Origin of the sequence: Moraxella sp. 179-F 1C4 NHS, from assembly GCF_045370505.1 — a bacterium.
In the GTDB taxonomy this organism is placed as follows: Bacteria; Pseudomonadota; Gammaproteobacteria; order Pseudomonadales; family Moraxellaceae; genus Faucicola; species Faucicola tetraodonis.
In genome coordinates, this window is record NZ_JBIQEC010000012.1 from 26,585 (window position 1) to 49,871 (window position 23,287).

Here is a 23,287-nt window from a genome sequence, read left to right on the forward strand (position 1 = left end):
CTAGCCTCATCAAAAATCATCAAATACGTGCAAAATGCGATGGTTATACTAGCATGACCCATGTAACAAATCGCGATTTTATCGGTATTATATTAGCAGTTTTAGCTAATTTAGCATAAAATAGTAAGATTATAAAATTGATAGCAATAGATTAGAGAAATTATATGTTTGAAACCTTAACCGAACGCCTGTCGACGAGTTTACGTAGTATCTCTGGTACAGGGCAGCTAACTGAAGACAACATCAAAGACACCTTGCGTGAAGTGCGTATGGCGCTACTAGAAGCGGATGTCGCCTTGCCAGTGACGCGCGATTTTGTGTCACGGGTAAAAGACAAAGCCCTAGGTCAAGAAGTCCTTAAAGAACTCGCCCCAGGTCAAGCCTTTGTCAAAATCGTCTATGACGAATTGACCGAGATGATGGGCAGTGCGAACCAATCACTTGAAATGACAGGCAAACCACCTGTTGTCTATCTACTAGCGGGTTTGCAAGGGGCGGGCAAAACCACCACAGCCGGTAAACTTGCCAAATATCTGCAAGAGCGCCATAAGAAAAAAGTCATGTTAGTCTCTGCGGACGTCTATCGCCCCGCAGCAATCAAGCAGCTTGAGCAAGTCGCTGAGCAAGTCAAAGCCAATTTTGTGCCATCGAGTGCTGACCAAAACCCGATTGATATCGCCAAACGCGCCATCGAACAAGCCAAAGTACAGTTTCAAGATATTTTGATTATCGATACCGCAGGTCGTCTACACATCGACGAAGCCATGATGGATGAAATCAAAGCCTTAACCGCAGCGGTCACTCCGTCAGAAACCTTATTTGTGGTTGACTCAATGACCGGTCAAGATGCGGCAAATACTGCAAAAGCCTTTAATGATGCGCTACCTTTGACTGGCGTGATTTTGACCAAGACTGACGGTGATGCACGTGGTGGTGCGGCATTGTCGGTACGTGCCATCACTGGCAAACCGATCAAATTTTTGGGTCGTGGTGAAAAACTTGACGCGCTTGAGCCCTTCCACCCTGAGCGTGTCGCACAGCGTATCTTGGGCATGGGTGACGTGTTGTCACTAGTCGAAGAAGTCGAGCAAAAAATTGACCGCGAAAAAGCGGAAAAAATGGCGAAAAAAATCCAAAAAGGCGGCGAGTTTGACCTTGAGGATTTGCTAACCCAATTCCAGCAAATGAAGAATTTGGGCGGCATGGCGGGCTTCTTGGATAAAATGCCAGGCATGAGCGGTGCGGATGTCCAAAAAGCGGTATCAGATGCCAAACCAGAAGAAAAGGTCAAAGAAATGGAAGCACTCATTCATTCCATGACCCCATTTGAACGTAAAAACCCCGATAAAATCAACCCAAGTCGTAAACGCCGTATCGCGGCAGGCGCAGGTAAAGACGTGCAGCACGTCAATCAGCTGTTAAAGCAGCACAAGCAAATGGCAAAAATGATGAAAATGTTATCTGACCCATCGGGCATCAGCAAAATGATGAAAGCGGTGCAAGGGTTGACCAAAGGCATGGGCGGTGGCGGTGGTCCATTATTTGGACAAAACAATCAAGCAGGCGCAAATACCACGACAGTTAACGGCCAAGCCAATCCAGTTGCGCCAAAATTCAAAACCCGTTTTTAAAATTTTAATCGCAGAATTGTGCTTTCAAAGCCCGTATGCATTACGGGCTTTTTTATTCATCTAAGGAATAATGAAAGTATTAAATATTCCAAGACAGTATAATTAAAAATCCTTACTATATTTTCAATCATTAAGCCATTGGATGTTTAGCTTGGCACTTTGAAAACTTATGAGGAAAACATGACAAACGCGACCCAAACTCACCCATTCACCACCCGTACTTACTCTAAAGGTAAAATATTTACATTAGCCGGTATTTCAGTGATGGCAGTGGCAAGCTTAACTGCCTGCCAAAAAGCCCCACCTAAAAACGAGAGTGCAGCCAGCGCTTCAGCCGCTAACGGCAATGGTGTATCTTTGCTAAACGTATCTTACGACGTGTCCCGCGAGTTGTATAAAGAATACAACCCGATTTTTACGGGGCAGCAAAAACAAGCCATCACTATCCAGCAGTCGCATGGCGGCTCAAGCAAACAAGCCTTGAGCGTGGCGAATGGGCTTAAAGCGGATGTGGTGACCATGAACCAAACCTCAGATGTAGAACTGCTGGTGAAAAAAGGCTTGGTGGATAAAAACTGGCAACAAGCGTTTCCCAATAACGCGATACCTTATACTAGCACCATGGTACTACTAGTTCGCAACAACAACCCCAAGCAAATCAAAGACTGGGATGACTTGGCAAAACCCGGTGTCAGTATCGTGATTGCCAATCCAAAAACCAGTGGTACAGCGCGATATGGTTTCTTGGGTGCGTATGGATATGGATTGCACCACTTCAATAATGACGAAGCCAAAACCAAAACCCTGGTGAAGCAAATTTTGAGCAATGTGGCAGTGTATGACAGTGGCGCAAGGGCAGCGACAACAAGCTTTTTACAACGAGAAATCGGTGATGTGCTGATTACCACAGAGAATGAAGCACAAATCACCAAAAAAGAATTTGCCGATAAAAACTTACAGATTATTTATCCCAGTTATTCGGTCAAGATTAGTAACCCTGTCGCTGTGGTGAATGCGGTTACCGAGCAAAAAGGTACCACTGAATTGGCAAAAGCCTATTTAAAAGGTTTGTGGGATACGCCTGCCCAAGAGATTATGGCCAAGAATTATTTGCGCCCTGTGGATGCGGCGACTTTGGCAAAATACCAAAGCCAATTTCCTGCAATTGCCACGTTTGAGCCAAATCAAGTTTTTGGTAGTTGGGATGAGATTATGAGCAAGTTTTTTAAAGATGGCGCAATTTTTGACCAATTGGCGGTAAAAAAATAACCGTGGCTCTAGCGATTGGCGAGGGTAGTTAAGTCATACTTTAAGGCATCAAAACACACATCGGCAGCAAAGCCCCGATATTGCAGAAATCGCAGTTGACGGGCTTTTTCTTTAGGCTCCGTCGGGATGGCATCACCGTATTTTCGTACCCGTGCTGCCACTGCTTGGGCAAGCCAATCCACTTCATAGGCCTCATCTGGGTCGTCATCCGCCGTGTCTGATTCAATATCATTGAGTAATAAATCTTCAAAAAAATCATTGTGCATCTCAATCCATGCATTAATCGCACTGACCGAACGGACGGTGGTTAAGCCGTGTTTTTTTAACGTTTGAAAAATCCGCTGGGTACCATGCTGCTTGCCGATACCTTCTTTGATTAATGCAGATGTCATACGCTCATCGCTTTGATAGCCTTCTGCTTCAAATTCGGTCAAAAGCGTTTCGATAGCCGCCGCATCACATCCTTTAGCCAGTAGTTTGTCCCGCAGCTCTTTTTTAGACTGCTCACGCCGCCCAAGATAATAAAACGCCAGCCAGCGCATATAGCTCTCAGCTTTAAGCTTGTCATGGTAAGCTTGGCGTTGTTCATCAGTCATTAACTGATTTTCGATATTTTTTAACAAGGATTTAGGATCTGGCATAGCGGTTTTAACCGTGACTAAAAAAAGCTAACAGGCGGGGGAACAAGTTGAGCAGTATAAAAACAAAAACCCCAGTAAAAACTAGGGTTTTGGTTAGCTAGGCAATTATTGCATACCTTCGACAAACTCAGGGGGTTCAACATCATGCGCTTCTTCTGGCACAGGTTCGACATTACCAAGCTTAGCAGCGCGCACTTTGGCTTCAATCTCTTGGGCGATTTGTGGGTTTTCTTCCAAGAATCTAATGGCGTTGGCTTTACCTTGACCAATTTTACTGTCATTGTAGCTGTACCAAGCGCCCGATTTTTTGACCGCATCAATATCGACGCCCAAGTCCACCACTTCACCTAAATGATTGGTACCTGTCCCATACATGATGTCAAATTCTGCTTGGCGAAACGGCGGCGCCAGTTTATTTTTGATGACTTTAACGCGGGTCTCAGAACCGACGATGTTTTCACCGTCTTTAACCGCACCAATACGACGAATATCCAAGCGCACCGACGCATAGAATTTAAGGGCGTTACCACCCGTCGTGGTTTCTGGCGAACCAAACATGACACCGATTTTCATACGAATTTGGTTAATGAATACCACCATACAGTTAGAACGTTTGGCGTTACCGGTGATTTTACGTAGCGCTTGGCTCATCAAGCGCGCTTGCAGACCCATGTGGCTGTCGCCCATCTCGCCTTCAATCTCTGCGCGTGGGGTAAGGGCGGCGACCGAGTCCACAACAATCATATCTACCGCACCTGAGCGCACTAGCATATCGGTGATTTCAAGCGCTTGTTCACCGTTGTCAGGCTGCGTGACAAGTAAAGCGTCGACATCAACGCCCAATTTTTTGGCATAAATAGGGTCTAGCGCATGCTCAGCATCGATAAAAGCACAGGTACCGCCTTGTTTTTGACATTGGGCGATTGCTTGCAAGGTTAAAGTGGTTTTACCCGAACTTTCAGGACCATAAATTTCGACGATACGACCCTTTGGCAAACCGCCAATGCCCAGTGCGATATCCAAACCCAATGAGCCTGTAGATACTACATCCACGTTGATTTTTGCTGACTCATCACCCAGGCGCATGATGGTATTTTTACCGAATTGTTTTTCAATTTGTGATAAAGCGGCAGTTAAAGCTTTGGCTTTATTGTCGTCCATAAGGACTCCTTGTCATAAAAAAGGTTAATAAAAACGGGAAAAATTTAAAGGTAGTGATAAGTTAAAAAAGAAGTGAATTGATAAAGCTATAATAACAAAATATACGAAAAATTATAGGGCTAAATCACTGATATACGACATATATTGTCGCTTATTATTGTTAATAATTAATTAAAAATGACATGAGAAAATCTCTATATAAATGGGTGTTTTTTGGGTGTTTTCAAGCTATAAGTTGCAACAAAAATCCCGACTAGTAGAGTGAGGATATGCAATGTGAGTCGCCAATATTGAGCCTTAGTGTGCCTCATCTTCTGGTGAGTCATTGGGTGGGGTTTGGGTGTTGCTAGGTATGGCAGAGCTAGGCATAGCAGTAGCAGTGCTCGGATTTGAGTCGGCTGTCGCTGCCAAATAGCTTTGCGGATGATGGTGAGTGATTTTTGCTTCTTCATGCGCCAGTGAGCGCGCCGCTTGACGTAGCTCAAATTTTTGCACTTTACCTGTCGAGGTTTTTGGGATTTGCGCAAAAATAATATGTTTGGGCACTTGGAAACCTGCCAAATATTTACGGCAATGGGCAATGATGTCTTCCCGATCTAGCGTTGAGCCTTCGCGGATTTCGATAAAGGCTACCGGTACTTCACCCCATTTGTCATGGGGAGCAGCAACCACCCCACAGCTTTCCACTTCTGGCATACGATACAGCACGTTTTCCACTTCGATACTTGAGATATTCTCACCGCCCGAGATGATGATGTCTTTGAGCCGATCCATAATTTTAATGTAACCATCCGGGTATTTGACGCCCAAGTCACCGGTCTTAAACCAGCCACCGTTAAAGGCTTCTGCAGTGGCTTTGCGGTTTTTTAGATAGCCTTTCATCACCATATTGCCACGGATAGCCAGCTCACCAATTTCGCTACCATCAGCTGCAACCGGGGTAGTAGTGCCTTGTTTGAATACATCAAACCCCGCTAGCAAATGTGAGTTCATGCCTTGGCGGGATTTTTTTTGCGCGCGTTCACTGACAGTCAAATCATCCCATTCTGGGCGCTCAACACACAGGGTGACGGGACCATATACTTCTGTCAAACCGTAGACATGCGTGATTTTAAAACCCATTTCTTCCATTTTGGCAAGCAAAGACTCAGGCGGTGGTGCGCCTGCGACATTACAACGTACTTCATGTTTGATGGCTTTTTTCAGCGCTTCATTACCATTGGCAATCATGTTGTGCACGATAGGCGCTGCACTATAGTGGGTGACTTTTTCATCGGCAATCAACCGTAAAATCAAATCAGTATCAACTTTGCGTAAGCACACATTGGTACCCGCCCGCTCACCAATGCTCCAAGGAAAGCTCCAGCCATTACAGTGAAACAGGGGGAGCGTCCATAAATACACAGGGTGCTTTGGCATATCCCAATCTAAAATATTAGAGACGGCATTTAAGGTCGCACCACGATGGTGATACACCACGCCTTTTGGGATACCTGTGGTACCTGATGTGTAGTTGAGCGCGATGGCATCCCATTCATCAGTTGGTTTTTCCCAGTTGTCTAAGTCGGTTCCTGAGGCGATCAATTCTTCATAGGTCATGTTGCCAAAAGGTTCGGTTGGCGTGACGGCAGGGTCGGTAGCATGAATGATAATTAAGTTAGGAAATGACTCTTGAACCAGCGCAATATGCTGTTCAAACTCAGTATCGACAATCAATACTTTAGCTTCACTGTGCTGTAGGCAAAATACCAAGGCATTGATGTCCAAACGGGTATTTAAGGTACATAGCACACCACCAGACATCGGTACGCCAAACGCGACTTCAACCATAGCTGGGGTATTGGGCAGTAGCACTGCAACAGTATCGTCTTTATCGATGCCTAGTTTTTTTAGGGCATCCGACATTTTGCGGCAGCGATTATAGGTCTCGCCCCAACTTTGCCGTAGGTCATTGTGCTGATAATCTTTATAGACAATCGCCGTTTGATCGGGATAGATGCTAGCAGTACGCTCAATAAAATCAATGGGAGTAAGCGGGGTATAGTTGGCAGGATTTTTTTCCAGCCCTGTATGGAAGTTTGGCATAACGACATCCCTGTAGTTAACAAATAAACGCCTTTATCATAACAAGGATTTTGACCAAATCCTATATATCAGTGTGCTTTTTGATAAAATATAAAAAAATGACCAAAATAGATAAGCCTTCACTGTGTTTTACAAGCTAGCATAACACAGTCAGGGTTTAGTCTTCGACAAATACGCAGCCAAGGGTGAACACCCCGATATTTGCTATAGAGACACTGGCGGCAGGAAGAACTTCGGTTTTAGCATAACCGCGTAACGATAAATAGTTGAGTAGGGACTTGGTATGAGGGTTTAGATTGCCGCTAAGCACATACATTTTACCCTTTTTACCATTGGCGGCGTTGATGATAGCATCGGCGAGTCGCTCAATACATTTTTCAAAACTACGCACCTTTTCAAAGGCGACTATTTGACCTGAGTATTCGACTTTTACAATCGGTTTAATACCGAATAAATTGGCAAAAAAGCCGACTGGGGCTGAAATACGCTTGGTACGAATCATGCCTTTAAGGTTATCAACGGCCAAATAGATATGGATTTTATCGCGCAGGCGGTTGATTTCGGTGATGATTTGAGGGATTTCTGTGCCTTGTTTGAGTAAGCGTGAGGCTTCTTGTACAAGAATCGCTTCGCCATGTGAAATCGTGCGTGAATCATAGATATAAATTTTCATGCGATGACTAAACATGGAGCTGATATTGAGCAAGTTGTTGTAGGTTTGGCTTAAAGAAGAGGACAAACAGATGAATAAAACTTCTTGCACGTCTTCTTTGATGAGCTGATAAAAGAATTCAATGAGCTGATTTTCAGTGGGGGCAGAGGTACTGATGTCGATATTGGGGGTATCGAGTAGAATACGCGATAGACTGTCTAAGCTTAGGTTTTGTCCATCTAGATAATTGGCACCGCCCATATGGATATTCATTGGCAACATTTTGACATTTTCTGGAATGCCAAGGTCGTCAAGACAAGACGTAGACGTGCTCACAATCATTTTTTTCACAGTAATTTCCCTTCGGTTGTACTTTTATCCTAGCTTGATATTAGCATTATCACAAAAATAAGCATGACTTTTTTGTAGACTCATGCGGACAAAATTTGCCTTATGCTTTCAAAGATGACTATTTATAATAGGTTGACCTATTTTTGGTTTGATGTATGCTTAAGGTATATTGATATAGCTACATTGCGTGACCACATTGACGAGTTCCCACATTAACGAATTGATTATGAAAACGAGCTCATTGACAAAGTGACAAGATTAATTCCTTAATGTGACCAAATAGTGAAAGGAAATTACTGCCAAGGATTATTTATGTCAAATAACAGCCAGATATCTACTCATAACACCCATTATCCGCATATTTTTGAACCCCTGGATTTAGGGTTTACCAAGCTTAAAAATCGTATTGTGATGGGCTCGATGCACACAGGGCTTGAAGATCGGTTCTTTAACTATCCAAAGCTAGCCGCTTATTTTGCCGAGCGCGCCAAAGGTGGCGTTGCCATGATGATCACGGGCGGTATCTCGCCCAATCATGAAGGTTGGTTAGTGCCGGCAGGCGGAACGCTCAATCACAAGGGCGATGTAGTCAATCATCGTAAAGTCACCAAAGCTGTGCACCAATATGACTGCAAAATCATCTTGCAAATTCTGCACAGCGGTCGCTATGGTTATCATCCATTGGCGGTATCAGCCAGTGCCATCAAGTCGCCTATTTCACCCTTCAAACCCCGTCAAATGAGTGAAAAAAATATTTTGGCGACTATCAAAGACTATGCCAAAACTGCCAAACTTGCACAAATGGCGGGCTATGATGGTGTTGAAATCATGGGTTCAGAAGGCTATTTACTCAATCAGTTTTTAAGCAATCACGTCAATCAGCGCACCGACCAATGGGGCGGTAGTTTAGAGAACCGTATGCGTTTTGCGCTTGAAGTCATCAAAGCGGTACGCGAGGCGGTGGGAGAAGCGTTTATTATCACCTTCCGTTTGTCGATGATTGACTTGGTGCCCGATGGCAACACCATGGATGAAGTCATTACTATCGCCAAAGCCATTGAAAAAGCCGGCGTGACCATAATAAATACGGGCATTGGCTGGCATGAAGCGCGTGTTCCCACTATCGTCACGTCGGTGCCACGCGCAGCATTTGCCGATGTGATTGCTGAAGTCAAACGCCACGTGACTATCCCTGTGATTGCTGCCAACCGTGTCAATATGCCAGAGACTGCCGAGCAGCTGCTAGCAGATAACCAAGCTGACTTGGTACAAATGGCGCGTCCGTTCTTGGCAGACCCAGATTGGGTAACAAAAGCCAGCCTTGGGCAGACCCATCTGATTAATACTTGTATCGGCTGTAACCAAGCGTGTCTAGATCATACATTTGACAATAAACGCTCAACCTGTCTAGTCAACCCCCAAGCCTGTTATGAAACCGAACTGGTCTATAAACCTGCCAAAAAAGCCAAAAAAATTGCCGTAGTGGGCGCGGGCATGGCAGGCTTATCAGCGGCGACGGTCGCCGCCAAACGCGGTCATCAAGTCACCTTGTTTGAAGCACAGGATAAAATCGGCGGACAGTTTAACTATGCCAAAGTGATTCCAGGTAAAGAAGAGTTCTTTGAGACCATCCGTTACTTTACCAATTTGGTGGACAGTTTAGATATTGAGCTCAAACTCAATCACAAAGTCAGCAAAGAGGAACTAGAGTCAGGTCAGTTTGATGATGTGATTATTGCCACAGGCGTTGTGCCACGGGCGCTTGACTTTGAAGGGGTAGAGTTACCGCAAGTGATGAGCTATGCCGAATTGCTATCGGGTCAAAAAGTCGCAGGTAAGCGAGTCGCGGTGATCGGTGCAGGCGGAATTGGTTTCGATGTTAGCGAATATTTGACCTCTACCCATGTTAAACCGTTTGAAAAAGATGCGCAAGGCAACGTGATTTATCAACCCCATCCGCAAAGCGTAGCCTCATGGAAACGTGAGTGGGGCGTGGACACCAACCCACACTATGACAGCGAAGGTGGATTGGTAAAACCAGAGCCCATTATCCCAACCCGTGAAGTGTATTTGATGCAGCGTAAAAAAGGTCGCTTGGGGGCAGGTCTCAATAAAACCTCAGGCTGGGTGCACCGTGCTCATATCAACAAGCATGGCGTCAAACAGGTGAGCGGCATTGGCTATGAGAAAATTACCAATGAAGGCATTTGGATTACCAACCCAGACGGTCATAGTCAATTATTGCGCGTTGATAGTATCGTTATCTGCGCGGGGCAAGAATCGGTCAATCACCTAATGCCTGCCGTGGGTGATGACTTGACAGCACAATATCACTTGATTGGTGGGGCAAAATTGGCAGGCGAATTGGACGCCAAACGTGCCATTCGCGAAGGCGCGGAAGTCGCTGCCATGTTGTAGCAGCTTTTACTATGTCATAAAAAAGGCGATGAATGAATGTCATCGCCTTTTTTATATCGACCGCGTGTTATTGAATGGCATCAGATGCTAAGAAAAAATTGCGCGCTTGCTGAGAGTCAATCAGTTTGTCTACAGCACCTTGCAAATCGTGCGTAGTATGCGGCTGCTCAATCATCTCGCGAATGGTGTCATACAGCCGTGAAAACAACGAGAAATTACTCTGTAGCAAATAACTCATAATTAGCTCGCTCACCCCCGTCACCTCTAAATCAAGCGACGTCTTAAAGCGCAGCTCGCCATCCATCACATCCATTTCCAAATTGCCAATCATCAAATCATAATTCAGATAAGCGAGCATGGCGAGCATCTCTGGGCGATTGGCTTCAGCAATCGCAGTAGGATAAACACTGTATACCGCAATCAATTGCTGCTCACTAAAAAAACGAATCATACAACCCCAATGCCGCTCTTTATCTGACACTTGCATCGTATAATGATGAATACTTTGCTCATCTTGTTCGCTGGCCGGGTGATACATAAATTGATAACCCATACTGGCTAAGATATGCTCTATATCATCGGGAGTAATCGGTTGTAGCGCTAATTCGTCATCTGCATCAAGCGACTTACTGGCTAAAATCGGTTCATCTTGTAAATGGCTATGTTCATCAAACGCCGCATTGATTAGATTTTTGGCAAAAGGCTGATAGTCAGTAGCATCGCTATGCTCGCTTGTCTCAGCATAATAGCCAGAGTCAGTTTTTTTATCGGCTACAGGGAGTGACGCTGGTTTTTCAGCAGTAAACAACAGTTTTAGGCGTTGCCATAAACGCTTCGGATTTTTGGACATTGATTTCACTTACCCAAGAAAAAATAGCTAAAAATAGAAAGAAAAACGAAAAGCAGAACAGTTAAAAAACGAAAAAGTTAACAAACAGGTTGGCAAAACTTTGACACTATCACCAAGCTTTATATGGATACTTTATATTGATAATAGCAAAGACCTGTCGCAAGTTAGTATATAATAAGCTTTCTACACAACTTTAGCCAATTATCTATACAATGGGTATGAGGCTGTGATTTATCAATTTAATCTGTTATCTATTTAATGACTTGCAAATTTTAACCAATGCTATGCCAAATCCAACACCCACTGCTATGCCTATCTCGGCGACCAGTTCGCTGCTAAACTGTCACAATGTCACCATACAACGTGGCGAATTTCCGCTGTGTGAAGCGGTGAATTTGGTCCTAAACCGTGGCGATATTTGTCATTTGGTGGGTGAAAATGGCACCGGCAAAACCACATTTTTGATGCAGCTTGCAGGGTTGATTCCTGTGTTGACCGGTGATATCAGCTGGCAGGGCAAGGCAGGGTTACCTGTGCAGCCATTTTATGTGGCGCACCAATTGGGTATTCATTTGCAACTCACCGTTGAGCAAAATTTGCGATTTTTGTTAGCCTTGTATGGCATCAAACCAAGCGCAGAGGCGCTTGAGCAAGCACTCGATTGGGTTGGGTTAGCAGGTTATGAGAAAATCAACTGCTATCAACTCTCGGCAGGGCAGACGCGCCGCGTGGGTCTGGCACGTTTGCTGTTTGCGCTGGAGTATGTAGCGCAATTTCCTTGCTGGCTACTTGATGAGCCGCTGACCGCGCTTGATGTCAATATGATTGCCAAAATTGAACACTTGATGCAAACATTCGTTCAGCGCGGTGGGGCAGTGCTCATGACCAGTCACCAAACTGTCGCCGTCGCCAACAAGCAATTAGATTTAACCTTGTATATGGTTTAGGGGCAACTGCAATGATTGATTTTTCTGCCCTGTGGCAACGTGAATGGCAAATCAAGCAGCAAAATAAAGTGCAGTGGTTATATCCACTGGTGTTGTTTTTAATTATCATCACCTTATTTCCACTGGCGATGGGGACGGAGCCAAAATTATTGCAGCAACTAGGCGTGCCTGCGGTATGGATTGCAGCGTTATTGTCGCTGATTATGGGTATGGAAAACTTATTTCGCCCAGCACTTGATAACGGTACACTGGCACAATTGGTTGTCGCTCGTGCCTCGATTCCCACTTGGGTGCTAGTACGGCTCATCGTGCATTGGCTGACCAGTGCGGGGATGGTGTGTCTGCTCGCATTTTTAGCGATGCCGCTTTTTGGCTTGACCAGCCAAGCAGCCATTGCCCTGAGTGCGTCGATTTTGGTGGGTAGTCCGATTTTGCTATGCTTATCAGCGATTGCCAGCAGCTTGACATTATCGCTAAAAAACGGCGCGGTGTTAGTGCCATTGATTTCGTTACCGATGCAGCTGCCTGTGCTGATTTTTGCCACAGGGGCAGTGGGGCAATTTGCCATGGGGCTTAACGGTTATCCGATTTTAGCACTATTACTGGCGGGCAGTATTTTGGCAGTCATCGTCACGCCTTTTGTGATTGCATTTTCATTAAAACTGGCTTGGTTAAGCTGATGATTTTTAGATGAAAAAATCCCCAAATACCAGTAAAATAAGCGAACAAATATCTTATTGTTGATGGCTTACATTCATTTTAGAAAAAAAAGCAAGGCGCATTCCATGGCAGAAATTACCCCAAACGTTGGCAAAACTGGCTTTTTTTCTCGCCTTTGGCAAGGATTTCTTAAAACTGTTGGCACCAAAGAGTTTTATCGTATTTTTGCACCTTGGGTGAGATACTTAGCTGTCATTGCTGCGCTGCTATTAGCGGTGGGTGCCGTTTGGGGATTAGCGTTTGCGCCTCCTGACTATTTGCAAGGCAATAGCTATCGCATTATCTTTATCCATGTCCCCACTGCCAGTCTGGCCATGTCAATTTACTTAGGCATGGCAATTTTGGGGGTGATTTTTTTGGTCTGGAAAATTAAAACCGCCAATTTGGTTGCCCAAGCGATTGCTCCCATTGGCTTTATGCTTTGTGTGTTAAGTCTACTTACAGGCTCGATTTGGGCAAAGCCTACCTGGGGCACATACTGGGTATGGGATGCGCGTCTGACTTCTATGCTGATTTTGGCGTTTTTGTACGCAGGCGTGATGGCACTATTTGCCGCATTTGAGCATACCGCCAGTCGTGGTAAAGCGGCGGCGATTTTATCGATTGTCGGTGCGGTTAATTTGCCGATTATCAAATATTCTGTCAACTGGTGGAATACCCTGCACCAAGGCTCGACATTTACCGTAACTGAGCGTCCAAAAATGCCGCCTGATATGTATATTCCGTTATTACTGATGATGTTAGGCAGCTATTTTTTGGTGGCTGCGCTTACCATCTATCGTACCAACACTTTGATTTTGCAACGCGAAAGTAGCAAGCAGTGGGTGATTGATGAATGCAAACGGCTATATCGTTAAAGTATTATTGCTAAGCTTATCCTAGCTAAAGTTGTCGCCATTTAACTAGCGATAGCTTTAATTCTATGGCATCAATCCATTCTCTAAACCTAAATCCAAATCTGAGGTCACCAATGAGCCCGTATTTTCATAATGTTGCCGAGTTTATCGCCATGGGTGGGCATGGTAGCTATGTATGGTCAACTTGGCTACTAACCTTACTAGGCATTGTCGCGCTTGTCTTTTTTAGTCGTAGTCAGCGTAAAGCGACCTACCGAGATATCACTACCCAGCAGGCGCGCCAACAACAGCGTCATCAGCGTACCGCTAAGGGCAGGTGATAATAGTATCTATCGGCCTAATCGGTGTTATAATAGACAAGTAGCCCCATAGGGTGTGGTTCATCAAAAGTGAGATGAAAAAAAGCGATGAATAAAGTTCGACAAAAAAAATTAATGTGGGTGATGGCAACCTTATTTGGCGCAATCATTGCTGTCGTCCTTGTGATTTATGCGGTAGGACAACAAACCGACTATTATTTTGACCCCACAGCAATCAGTCAAGGCAAGGCACCTGAAGATACCCGTATCCGAGCAGGGGGCATGGTCGTGCGTGGTAGTGTCGAGCGAGATAGCACAGACCCGCTCAATGTCAAATTTAAAATCACCGATTTTAAATCCACCGTGCCGGTATCCTATAAAGGCATCTTGCCAGACTTATTCGCCGAAGGTTCGGGCGTGGTAGCCACAGGTGCGCTTGAAGGCAATACCTTTGTAGCAAGCGAAGTATTAGCAAAGCATGATGAGAATTACATGCCGCCAGAAGTAGCAAAATCATTAAAAACCCAGCATCAAGCCAACGGCACGGATATCAACCAAGCGCAGTTTATGCCAGCTACCCCGGTCAAACAATAAAGTGAATTAACTAAAAAGTCACTTAGCTAAAAAATTAATTAGTTAAAAAATCAGCTGGCTAACAAAGCCAGGTAGCTGAAAAAGTGGGCAATTGACCCACTTTTTTAGTGTCTAGATGATGTTAAAAAATAATGTGAAAAATTTTGTGCCATACAAAATCTTTAACCATAAAATTTTTAAACATAAAAAAAGGAAACCGCTCGGGTTTCCTTTTTGTTCAGTTTAAAAAACTGATTATTTTGCAGCAGATGCAGAAGCGTCAGCAACAGTTGCAGCAGCAGAAGCGGCAGCATCAGCAACTTGGTTAGCAGCGTCAGCAACAGCTGAAGCTGGTGCAGCAGCAGATGCAGTGTCTACAACAACAGTAGAAGCGTTAACAGTTGCAGCAGATGCAGTTACTGCTGGTGCAGAAGCTTCAACAGTGGTAGTAGTAGTTGATGAAGCAACTGTAGTTGAAGCAGTTGTAGAGGCAGCAGCTGGTGCAGCTTCTTCTTTTTTGCTACATGCAGTCATAGCTAAAGATGCAGCAACTAAACTCGATACAGCGATTAATTTAACGTTCATTACGTGTTCTCCTAAAGAAAATAACCCCGTATTCACTCGACGATACTCTAAATAAACGGTTTATTTAGAATTAAAGACACACGGGACATGAAACTGGCAATATTGTAGCGGAAACTTAGTCAAGATAGAATAACTTTCGCATAAAAAAATATAATAAATCTGATAAAAGGTTGTAACAAAATAACACCGCAATCACAAATACAACTTTTTAGATTTATTGATATCGCACGAAAAAGATATCTTTTTTAGCTTTTCGCGGAAAATGTCGTATTATACGCATAAAAATATGGCAAAGATATCTTTATTTTTGTAAATTTACAAATTTTTTTTGTTTTAGCGGTCTATTGGATATAGTTAAAAAATAATTTTTTATGGTGATAATTGCTTAATCTTAATAAGATTTCTAAGGCTTTGATGGGTAGATAAGTTACATTAGTTGCATATTATTAGGGTTTATTTTCAAAAATCTGTATAAAACTACGATTTCACACAGTAATTTTTAGGCAAAATGCTACAATGCCAAAATGAGCATATTATAAAAGCAAGACAATATTTAAGGAGGTATTGATATGAAGTGGGAAGATCGTGGTGGTAGTTCAAATGTATTGGTCAGCGGCGGTAAAGCCGTGGGCGGCGGTATCGGTAGTATTATCATTGGGTTGATTTTGTGGCTAGTATTTGGTATGAATCCTATGACTGCTATGCAGACAGGTTCTGCAATCACAGGTGGAAATAGTAGTGGTCAACAAACCCTTGACCAGCAAACGGCTGACCGCGACCAAAAATTCGCCTCAGTGGTGCTAAAAGACACAGAAGAAGTTTGGGGTCAAATTTTTAGTGAAAACAATATGCAATACCAACAGCCTAAGTTGGTGTTATTTAATGGCATGGTACGCTCGGGTTGTGGTAATGCGTCTTCAGCGACAGGGCCTTTTTATTGTCCTGCTGACCAACGCGTCTATCTTGATACCAGTTTTTTCCAAGAAATGCGCCAAAAATTGGGTATTACAGGTGACCAAAATGGCTCAGGTGATGCACAAAACCAAGGTAAAGCAGGTGACTTTGCACAGGCTTATGTGATTGCTCACGAGGTGGGTCACCATGTACAAAATCAGTTAGGTATTAGCCAAAAAGTAGATGAAGCCAGTCGCCGTGCCACTGAAGCACAAGCCAACAACTTATCAGTGCGACAAGAACTACAAGCGGACTGTTTTGCGGGTGTTTGGGCAAACCGTAACCAACAACGTGTTCAATTCTTAGAGCAAGGCGATATTGAAGAAGCGATGAATGCGGCGGAGCAAATCGGTGATGACCGTTTAGCTCAAGCCAGTGGTCGAGCAGCGGTGCCTGATAGTTTCACCCATGGTACCAGTCAACAACGTATGACGTGGTTTTCACGCGGTCTAAAATCGGGTGATATCAACCAATGCGACACTTTTAGTGGTGCAATTTAAGTAGCGGTGCGATTTAAGCCCAAAGCACGCCAATAAAAAAGACACCAACAAAAAGCTCAACACCAGGTTGAGCTTTTTTATTTTTATAAGTCAGCTAATTAAAACGATTAGGAGTTAACACAATTAAGATTTATCTTTACGCGTCATTTGCTCAAAGAATTCATCATTGGTTTTTGAGTCTTTAAGTTTTTCTAGCAAAAACTCAGTAGCTTGTAGTTCATCCATGGGGTGTAGCAGTTTGCGCAGAATCCATACTTTGCGTAACATCGCTTCATCCATCAAACGCTCTTCACGGCGAGTGCCCGATTTTTTGATATTGATGGCAGGGAATACCCGTTTTTCGGCAATGTCTCGCTCAAGGGTAATTTCTTGGTTACCTGTCCCCTTAAACTCCTCATAAATCACCTTATCCATGGTACTGCCTGTGTCAATCAAAGCGGTTGAAATAATGGTCAAGCTACCGCCTTCTTCGACATTACGCGCGGCACCAAAAAAGCGTTTTGGGCGTTCTAAGGCATTGGCATCCACCCCACCAGTCAATACTTTACCCGATGAAGGCAATACAGTATTGTAAGCGCGGGCAAGGCGTGTGATGGAGTCAAGTAAAATCACCACGTCTTGTTTGTGCTCAACCAAGCGTTTGGCTTTTTCAATCACCATTTCGGCGACTTGTACATGACGGGTTGGCGGCTCATCAAAGGTCGATGCGACCACTTCACCACGCACCGTACGCTGCATCTCGGTCACTTCTTCAGGACGCTCGTCAATGAGCAGCACGATGAGATAACATTCTGGGTTGTTTTTGGTGATGGATTGCGCGATAGATTGTAGCAGTACAGTTTTACCCGCTTTTGGTGGGGCGACAATAATTGAGCGTTGACCTTTACCAATCGGGGCAATCAAGTCAATGATACGGCCGGTTAAGTCTTCTGTGGTACCGTTACCCAGTTCTAAGCGAAGCTGCTGGGTGGGGAAAAGTGGGGTTAAATTTTCAAAAATCAGTTTGTGGCGAGAGCGGTCTGGGGTGTCGAAGTTGATTTCGTTAACTTTTAATAGGGCAAAATAACGCTCAGAATCCTTGGGTGGGCGAATCGTCCCTGCGATTGAGTCACCCGTCTTGAGATTGAAACGGCGAATTTGGCTCGGACTCACATAGATATCATCGGGACCCGCTAGGTAAGAGCCTTCCGACGATCGTAAAAAACCAAAGCCATCGGGCAAAATCTCAAGCACGCCATCCCCATAGATAGCTTCACCGTTTCGGGCGTGGGTTTTTAAAATAGCAAAAATGATATCTTGTTTGCGACTACGGGCCATGTTTTCTAGACCCATTTGCTCGCTAATCAACAACAATTCAGCAATCGATTTTTTCTTGAGTTCAGTCAAATTCATAGGTAAATCATCAATAACTAATTTTGAACCACCTCAAAACGTGAGTCGAGCAAAGGCGCTGCATCGTTTTAAGACAGTAGGGTGTGAAGAGAATATAAAGAGAAAAAAATAGAAACGTTTGAAATGATTAACTGAGCGTTGCAAACAGACAATACCAAGTACTAAACCAAATAATAGTAAATGCCTGCTAACGTAACGTTAAGCATATCGATAAGATAGTTATTTTGTGAGACACACTATACGACTTGACATATTCATTTGTCAATGTATGGGCATAAAAAACCGCGATTTTTTTACTCACAAGTATCAAAATCGCGGCGAATCTCACTGGTAATTATCAAAAAAATATACCGTTACCAATATAAAAATTCAATTTAACCTACGCTAGTGATTCTTACCCTAGCGATTATAAGTGTTTGTTGATAAGAGCAGTCAATTGGGCTTTTGGTTGCATACCCATAGTAGCATCCACTTTTTCACCGTTTTTGAACATAAATAAGGTAGGGATACTACGGATACCATATTGTGCAGCTAGGTTTGGATTTTGGTCAACGTCGATTTTAACAATTCGCGCTTTACCCTCATATTCTGAAGAAAGCTCGTCTAATACAGGGGCAATGGCTTTACATGGACCACACCAAGTTGCCCAAAAATCAACCAATACTGGGGTATCTGATTGTAGTACTGCTTTTTCAAAAGTACCTTCATCGGCATGAATAACTGAAGACATAGTAACTCCTACGTGTTGATGTTGTTAACTGTTAGGTTTTGGATTACGGTTAAGTAATGACCCAAACGCTTGTTTTTGCCCAGTGCCTGTTTTTGCCTAATAAAAAAATCTTAATATTGGATACAATCAAACAGTGATAGAAACAATGATAGGATAGTGAAATCTATTAAACAGACACCCAACGGCAAATTACTTTATAGTGCTTATTATGATAGGGTCATCTTAGCATAACACAACCCCAAAACAGGGTATGGGTATGGTTAATTGTTTTGATAGTTATGATAAGAAACATTAATGGTATCTAACTAATCGTATCTAAATGATTGTAACGATAGAAGTTTTTAGAAAATATTAAAGTCAATTTTTTTCACTGATGGACAGGCATGGGGGGAGGAAAAAATGGCAGTTGCAATAAAATGGCTTTTACTCAGGGTTGAAAATGCGTAAAATGGTGTTTAATCGAATTATTGACTTTAACCAACAATAAGTGAAATATGCCTGACTTACTTGCTAACAACGAACTTATGGCCGCCATTGATATTGGCTCAAATAGCTTTCATCTTGCCATCGCGCGGTTGGACCATGGGGAAGTACGCAAATTAGCATCAATGTCAGAAAAAGTGCAGCTTGCAGCTGGACTTGATGAAAACAACTATTTGTCGCTTGAGGCACAAAAACGCGGGCTGGATTGTTTGACCCGTTTTGTCGGACGACTAGACGCTGTCTCCCCACAGCGGTTACGGATTGTGGCTACCAATGCCCTGCGCCAAGCCAAGAATGCGGATGAATTTATTCGACAAGCCAATTTAATTTTACCCAAACCCTTGGAAGTCATTGCTGGGCGAGAAGAAGCGCGTCTAATTTATTTGGGAGTTTCTCATACCAATGCCAGTACCGATAAACGTTTGGTGATTGATATTGGGGGTGGTTCGACGGAGTTTATTATTGGAAAAGGCTTTGACCCGATTTTGACTGAAAGCCTACAGATGGGCTGTGTTGCCTTTACCAAATCCTATTTTACTGATGGCGCTATCACCGAGAAAGCGTTTGAAAAAGCGATTGCTGCGGCGAGAAAAGAAGTGCTTGGTATTAGCCGCTTGTACCAAAAAACGGGCTGGGACAGTGTCACGGGCTCAAGTGGTACGATTAAAGCGGTCAATCAAATTTTGGTGCAACTTGGACTTGCCGATGAAAATGCTCGTGTGACCTACAGCGGTGTCAAAGAAATCCAAAAATTACTGATTAAAGCAAAACATATCGACAATATTGATTTTGCCGATATTAAAGACACCCGTAAAGCAGTGCTGCCGGCTGGTGTCGCGGTGCTGTTGGCAGCAATGAATGTTTTGGGCATTGATACCATCTCTTATTCAGATGGTGCGCTGCGTGAAGGCGTCATGTACGACATGCTCGGGCGTTTTGCCAGTGAAGATGTGCGCGATCGCAGTGTACAAGCCTTGATGACGCGTTATTCGGTCGATAGAAAACAAGCAAAACGTGTGGTACGTACCGCGCAGCAGCTGTTTGACCAAGTGAGAAATCGCTTGGGGCTTGATGAAGAAGACGCGGATTTACTTCGCCGTGGTGCCTATTTATATGAAATTGGTCTTGCCATCAGCCATAGTAGCTATCACAGGCACAGTGCCTATTTGCTGGAAAATTCGGATATTGATGGGTTCTCACAAGTCGATAAAACACGCTTGTCGCAGCTAGTGATGCATCATCGCCGTAAATTAAAACCTGATAGTTATGATGAAGTCAAAATGGTCGGCGGTGACAATCTGGTGTATTTAACCCTGATTTTACGCCTAGCGGTACTGGTGCATCACAGCCGTAGCAAACATGATACGCTACCGATTCAGCTAGCGGCTAAAGATAACCATACTTGGGAAGTTTTGGTAAATTTAGCCGATGATAACGCAAGTCTTGTGCTATCAGATTTGCAAGATGAAATTGATATTTGGCAAAAGTGGGGCATGAGCTTATCCATTACCACCTACGAGCCAGCTATTGGGTAAGCAAATGGCTAAGTAAATAGTTAAACAAATGGCTAAGCAAATTTTTAAATTTTAAATTAAGAGCTTAGGTCTGTCATACGATATTGAGATGACAACAGTTGCAGTAAAACAAGGGAATAACGACAATGAGTGTTTGGGAAAAAGTACAGCTTGCACGTCATGCAAAACGACCATTATTTTTGGATTATGCCAACCAGCTGTTCACGGAATTTGATGTGCTGCAAGGGGATCGCGCGTATGCTGATGATAAAGCGATTTTGGGGGGTATGGCGATGTTCAACGACCAGCCTGTCATGCTGATTGGTCAACATCGCGGTCGCAGTACCCGTGAGCGTATTGAGTACAATTTTGGTATGGCAAACCCAGAAGGCTACCGCAAAGTAGTTAGACTGGTGCAAATGGCAGAACGGTTTAAATTGCCGGTGTTGACCTTTATTGATACCCAAGGCGCATATCCTGGCGTAGGTGCAGAAGAGCGTGGTCAAGCCCAAGCGATTGCCCAAAGTATTGCGGTATTTTCATCCTTGAATGTGCCTGTGATTGCCACGGTAATCGGTGAAGGGGGTTCAGGCGGTGCCCTGGCGATTGGCGTCGCTGATCGTATCAATATGCTAGAAAACAGCATTTATTCTGTGATTTCGCCAGAAGGTTGTGCATCGATTTTGTGGAAAACGGCTGAAAAAGCGCCTCAAGCCAGTGAGGCGTTGAAACTCAGTGCGACAAATTTAAAATCCCTTGGCTTGATTGATGAAGTCATTGGGGAAGGCGAGGGCGCGCATATTAACAGCGATGTCGCTATGACCAACCTTAAAGCCACGCTCGAGCATCAGCTAGCGGCGCTGGTAAAGCTTGATGAGCAAACGCGTCTGCAACAACGCTATGAAAAACTGATGAGCTTTAATTCTACGGTGTCCTTACCAAAAGCCTCTGCTTGATTGTCAGTGATTTAACCTATTTTAATTTTTAATGATTCATGGGCGTTTATTGAGGCGCCCATTATTTTATCGCATTTGTTTTATTCCCTTGTTTTTCTCTTGCCGCATGAGCTTGAGCACTGTGTCTTCTATCCCTATGTCATCTGTCCCTATGTCACCTGTCATTGAAGCGATTAAACAAAGTTATCAAACCCATATCAACCCGCACCCCAAGGCTGCCACTAGAATTTATATTGCGTGCAGTGGCGGGCGAGACTCGATGGCATTACTGTTCGCCTGTCAGCAGCTACAACTACCGATTCATGTGATTCATATCAACCATAAATTGCAAAAAGTCAGTGATGACTGGCAACAACTGGTAGAAGGCTATTGCCACAAGCACCACATCGACTATGACAGCGTTTGTATCGATTGGCAATCGCAGCAAGTTTATGGAGCCGATAGCACAATCAGCCAAGAACAACAAATCAATGAACAACAAGCCAGAACCGCTCGCTATCGTGCCATCATACAGATTGCAGGCGAAAATGCCATTGTTGCCTTGGCGCATCACGCTAACGATCAGGTGGAAACCTTGTTGATGAACCTATGCCAAGGAACAGGGTTGGCAGGGCTGACAGGGATGACGGCGTTTGGGGTGCAACACGAATTTGGCACACCCATTTGGTTATGGCGTCCGTTGCTCGGGGTAACGCGTGATGAGATTAGCGACTTTGTAGCAGCGCAAAACATCCCTTATGTCGATGATCCTACCAATTTTGGCGTAACTAATCAGCGCGCTTTTTTACGTAATCAGATTTTGCCACTATTGGGTGAGCGCTTTCATAAGGTAGTGCAAAATATCACCCGCACCCAGCAAAACTTAATCGAAGCCCAGCGTATAGTCGAGGAGCAATATCAACAAGATTTGGCGCTATGTCAGTGGTCAAATGGCTGGACAAGTCATCAGCAATGTTTGCATATCCCCAATCTAAAATCATTGAGCCAAGCAAGACGCTTTAACCTATTACATCATTGGGTCAAAGGCTCACAAAAATTTGCCCCCACTCGGCAATTGATTGTACAAATTGAGCAGTTACTACAATCAGTGCAAACAGACCAGCAAGCCATTTTGCAGTGGCAGGGGATTGAAATTAGAAAATACCGCGATACGGTATACCGCCTTGATGCCGATTATGTAAAGGCGATTCATGGCAAGTCAGACAACAAGGTATTAGCCAATTTGACTGCCGATGTGGGATTATCTGTGGGGCTATCTCTAGAATTGGCGCTTGCTAGCAGAGCCGTGTTGCCCAATGAGTCTTTTCAATTATTGTCACAATCGTTTCACCAATCGTTTAAAAAACTGTGCCAACGATTTGATATTCCTAGCTGGGAGCGACAATTTGCCAAAGTGGTCATCCTAGAGGACAACAAAGAAAAGGCACTCATTGCATCTCAAACACCAAAACGGTTCGCTTTATTATTGCCGAATATCAGTGTTTGGCTGGCAGATGCCCGTGAGCTGAATTTGGCTACCCAAGCAGCTTGTCCGTGGCACTTGGCTTGGGCAGACAGTCTTGATGGTGAGTCTCATTGATTTAAGACTGTCATGGACTAAGACTATCAAACCACCAATAATCCCTTGAATTTGCGCCATGCACACCAATTTACACTGTGTAAATTTGTCATCAAAATTTTCAGTAGGTATGGTAGACTTATTTGCGAATAATAGCGAGG

General features: G+C 44.0%; 19 protein-coding genes and 1 pseudogene. 12 read left to right on the forward strand and 8 right to left on the reverse strand.

The features are described 5' to 3' along the window. The first annotated feature begins 164 nt into the window (after nucleotides 1-164). Both ffh and ACH0AB_RS07195 read left to right on the forward strand, forming a co-directional pair. Entirely contained in the window at nucleotides 165-1,631 is a 1,467-nt protein-coding gene (gene ffh / locus ACH0AB_RS07190) for a signal recognition particle protein (RefSeq protein ID WP_065253465.1), read from the forward strand. Between the two features lie 180 nt (nucleotides 1,632-1,811). After that, a complete protein-coding gene (locus ACH0AB_RS07195; protein WP_406877730.1) occupies nucleotides 1,812-2,900 on the forward strand; it encodes a sulfate ABC transporter substrate-binding protein in 1,089 nt (362 codons plus the stop codon). Nucleotides 2,901-2,908: 8 nt separating this feature from the next. Here ACH0AB_RS07195 and ACH0AB_RS07200 read toward each other — a convergent pair whose 3' ends face one another. From ACH0AB_RS07200 to ACH0AB_RS07215, 4 genes and pseudogenes are all read right to left on the reverse strand, one after another. Then, complete coding sequence (locus tag ACH0AB_RS07200; protein WP_076776466.1) at nucleotides 2,909-3,541, reverse strand: regulatory protein RecX; 633 nt, start codon at nucleotides 3,539-3,541, stop codon at nucleotides 2,909-2,911. A 105-nt stretch (nucleotides 3,542-3,646) separates the two neighbouring features. Continuing rightward, nucleotides 3,647-4,702 carry a recombinase RecA gene (gene recA / locus ACH0AB_RS07205; protein ID WP_007115617.1) on the reverse strand — a complete coding sequence of 352 codons (1,056 nt, stop codon included), beginning with the start codon at nucleotides 4,700-4,702 and terminating at the stop codon, nucleotides 3,647-3,649. Nucleotides 4,703-5,146: 444 nt separating this feature from the next. Continuing rightward, nucleotides 5,147-6,787, reverse strand: a pseudogene (locus ACH0AB_RS07210) (acyl-CoA synthetase); the annotation flags it as partial. Between the two features lie 157 nt (nucleotides 6,788-6,944). Continuing rightward, nucleotides 6,945-7,781, reverse strand: a complete 837-nt coding sequence (locus tag ACH0AB_RS07215) for a DegV family protein (RefSeq protein WP_406877753.1) — start codon at nucleotides 7,779-7,781, stop codon at nucleotides 6,945-6,947. Nucleotides 7,782-8,102: 321 nt separating this feature from the next. Here ACH0AB_RS07215 and ACH0AB_RS07220 point away from each other — a divergent pair, with 321 nt between their 5' ends. Further along, the gene (locus tag ACH0AB_RS07220) at nucleotides 8,103-10,208 is read left to right on the forward strand and encodes a 2,4-dienoyl-CoA reductase FMN-binding domain-containing protein (protein WP_406877731.1); all 2,106 of its coding nucleotides are present in this window, start codon (nucleotides 8,103-8,105) and stop codon (nucleotides 10,206-10,208) included. Nucleotides 10,209-10,275: 67 nt separating this feature from the next. Here ACH0AB_RS07220 and ACH0AB_RS07225 read toward each other — a convergent pair whose 3' ends face one another. Continuing rightward, nucleotides 10,276-11,058, reverse strand: coding sequence for a YbjN domain-containing protein (locus ACH0AB_RS07225; RefSeq protein WP_406877732.1), 783 nt, complete (start codon nucleotides 11,056-11,058; stop codon nucleotides 10,276-10,278). A 284-nt stretch (nucleotides 11,059-11,342) separates the two neighbouring features. Here ACH0AB_RS07225 and ccmA point away from each other — a divergent pair, with 284 nt between their 5' ends. From ccmA to ccmE, 5 genes are all read left to right on the forward strand, one after another. Then, the gene (gene ccmA, locus ACH0AB_RS07230) at nucleotides 11,343-12,005 is read left to right on the forward strand and encodes a heme ABC exporter ATP-binding protein CcmA (RefSeq protein WP_353551222.1); all 663 of its coding nucleotides are present in this window, start codon (nucleotides 11,343-11,345) and stop codon (nucleotides 12,003-12,005) included. A gap of 11 nt (nucleotides 12,006-12,016) precedes the next feature. Next, on the forward strand, nucleotides 12,017-12,685 hold the full coding sequence (locus ACH0AB_RS07235) for a heme exporter protein CcmB (RefSeq protein WP_007117161.1): 669 nt from the start codon (nucleotides 12,017-12,019) through the stop codon (nucleotides 12,683-12,685). A gap of 105 nt (nucleotides 12,686-12,790) precedes the next feature. Continuing rightward, on the forward strand, nucleotides 12,791-13,582 hold the full coding sequence (locus tag ACH0AB_RS07240) for a heme ABC transporter permease (protein WP_060994524.1): 792 nt from the start codon (nucleotides 12,791-12,793) through the stop codon (nucleotides 13,580-13,582). A gap of 113 nt (nucleotides 13,583-13,695) precedes the next feature. Beyond that, complete coding sequence (gene ccmD, locus ACH0AB_RS07245; RefSeq protein WP_050324574.1) at nucleotides 13,696-13,902, forward strand: heme exporter protein CcmD; 207 nt, start codon at nucleotides 13,696-13,698, stop codon at nucleotides 13,900-13,902. Between the two features lie 87 nt (nucleotides 13,903-13,989). Next, nucleotides 13,990-14,475 (forward strand): cytochrome c maturation protein CcmE, encoded by a 486-nt coding sequence (ccmE, locus tag ACH0AB_RS07250; protein ID WP_050324575.1) that lies wholly within the window; start codon nucleotides 13,990-13,992, stop codon nucleotides 14,473-14,475. A 234-nt stretch (nucleotides 14,476-14,709) separates the two neighbouring features. Here ccmE and ACH0AB_RS07255 read toward each other — a convergent pair whose 3' ends face one another. Further along, complete coding sequence (locus tag ACH0AB_RS07255; RefSeq protein ID WP_050324576.1) at nucleotides 14,710-15,039, reverse strand: hypothetical protein; 330 nt, start codon at nucleotides 15,037-15,039, stop codon at nucleotides 14,710-14,712. A gap of 569 nt (nucleotides 15,040-15,608) precedes the next feature. Here ACH0AB_RS07255 and ypfJ point away from each other — a divergent pair. Beyond that, the gene (gene ypfJ, locus ACH0AB_RS07260; protein ID WP_312536122.1) at nucleotides 15,609-16,493 is read left to right on the forward strand and encodes a KPN_02809 family neutral zinc metallopeptidase; all 885 of its coding nucleotides are present in this window, start codon (nucleotides 15,609-15,611) and stop codon (nucleotides 16,491-16,493) included. 123 nt (nucleotides 16,494-16,616) lie between these two features. On the opposite strand, the gene rho is transcribed toward ypfJ, so the two are convergent. After that, nucleotides 16,617-17,885, reverse strand: coding sequence for a transcription termination factor Rho (gene rho / locus ACH0AB_RS07265; protein ID WP_060994528.1), 1,269 nt, complete (start codon nucleotides 17,883-17,885; stop codon nucleotides 16,617-16,619). Between the two features lie 406 nt (nucleotides 17,886-18,291). Beyond that, a complete protein-coding gene (gene trxA, locus ACH0AB_RS07270; RefSeq protein WP_036589854.1) occupies nucleotides 18,292-18,615 on the reverse strand; it encodes a thioredoxin in 324 nt (107 codons plus the stop codon). A gap of 494 nt (nucleotides 18,616-19,109) precedes the next feature. Here trxA and ACH0AB_RS07275 point away from each other — a divergent pair, with 494 nt between their 5' ends. From ACH0AB_RS07275 to tilS, 3 genes are all read left to right on the forward strand, one after another. Beyond that, a complete protein-coding gene (locus tag ACH0AB_RS07275; RefSeq protein WP_188875506.1) occupies nucleotides 19,110-20,633 on the forward strand; it encodes a Ppx/GppA phosphatase family protein in 1,524 nt (507 codons plus the stop codon). 125 nt (nucleotides 20,634-20,758) lie between these two features. Beyond that, the gene (locus ACH0AB_RS07280) at nucleotides 20,759-21,568 is read left to right on the forward strand and encodes an acetyl-CoA carboxylase carboxyltransferase subunit alpha (RefSeq protein WP_406877734.1); all 810 of its coding nucleotides are present in this window, start codon (nucleotides 20,759-20,761) and stop codon (nucleotides 21,566-21,568) included. A gap of 136 nt (nucleotides 21,569-21,704) precedes the next feature. Continuing rightward, complete coding sequence (gene tilS / locus ACH0AB_RS07285) at nucleotides 21,705-23,147, forward strand: tRNA lysidine(34) synthetase TilS (RefSeq protein ID WP_406877735.1); 1,443 nt, start codon at nucleotides 21,705-21,707, stop codon at nucleotides 23,145-23,147. Nucleotides 23,148-23,287: the final 140 nt, after the last annotated feature.

Coding starts and splice junctions, on each gene's coding strand:
- ACH0AB_RS07240 (WP_060994524.1), top strand. CDS start 12,791: ATGGCAGAAATTACCCCAAACGTTGGCAAAACTGGCTTTTTTTCTCGC.
- ccmA (WP_353551222.1), top strand. CDS start 11,343: ATGCCAAATCCAACACCCACTGCTATGCCTATCTCGGCGACCAGTTCG.
- tilS (WP_406877735.1), top strand. CDS start 21,705: ATGTCATCTGTCCCTATGTCACCTGTCATTGAAGCGATTAAACAAAGT.
- ACH0AB_RS07235 (WP_007117161.1), top strand. CDS start 12,017: ATGATTGATTTTTCTGCCCTGTGGCAACGTGAATGGCAAATCAAGCAG.
- ACH0AB_RS07200 (WP_076776466.1), bottom strand. CDS start 3,541: ATGCCAGATCCTAAATCCTTGTTAAAAAATATCGAAAATCAGTTAATG.
- ACH0AB_RS07255 (WP_050324576.1), bottom strand. CDS start 15,039: ATGAACGTTAAATTAATCGCTGTATCGAGTTTAGTTGCTGCATCTTTA.
- ccmE (WP_050324575.1), top strand. CDS start 13,990: ATGAATAAAGTTCGACAAAAAAAATTAATGTGGGTGATGGCAACCTTA.
- ccmD (WP_050324574.1), top strand. CDS start 13,696: ATGAGCCCGTATTTTCATAATGTTGCCGAGTTTATCGCCATGGGTGGG.
- trxA (WP_036589854.1), bottom strand. CDS start 18,615: ATGTCTTCAGTTATTCATGCCGATGAAGGTACTTTTGAAAAAGCAGTA.
- ACH0AB_RS07195 (WP_406877730.1), top strand. CDS start 1,812: ATGACAAACGCGACCCAAACTCACCCATTCACCACCCGTACTTACTCT.
- recA (WP_007115617.1), bottom strand. CDS start 4,702: ATGGACGACAATAAAGCCAAAGCTTTAACTGCCGCTTTATCACAAATT.
- ACH0AB_RS07275 (WP_188875506.1), top strand. CDS start 19,110: ATGCCTGACTTACTTGCTAACAACGAACTTATGGCCGCCATTGATATT.
- ffh (WP_065253465.1), top strand. CDS start 165: ATGTTTGAAACCTTAACCGAACGCCTGTCGACGAGTTTACGTAGTATC.
- ypfJ (WP_312536122.1), top strand. CDS start 15,609: ATGAAGTGGGAAGATCGTGGTGGTAGTTCAAATGTATTGGTCAGCGGC.
- ACH0AB_RS07215 (WP_406877753.1), bottom strand. CDS start 7,781: ATGATTGTGAGCACGTCTACGTCTTGTCTTGACGACCTTGGCATTCCA.
- ACH0AB_RS07225 (WP_406877732.1), bottom strand. CDS start 11,058: ATGTCCAAAAATCCGAAGCGTTTATGGCAACGCCTAAAACTGTTGTTT.
- rho (WP_060994528.1), bottom strand. CDS start 17,885: ATGAATTTGACTGAACTCAAGAAAAAATCGATTGCTGAATTGTTGTTG.
- ACH0AB_RS07280 (WP_406877734.1), top strand. CDS start 20,759: ATGAGTGTTTGGGAAAAAGTACAGCTTGCACGTCATGCAAAACGACCA.
- ACH0AB_RS07220 (WP_406877731.1), top strand. CDS start 8,103: ATGTCAAATAACAGCCAGATATCTACTCATAACACCCATTATCCGCAT.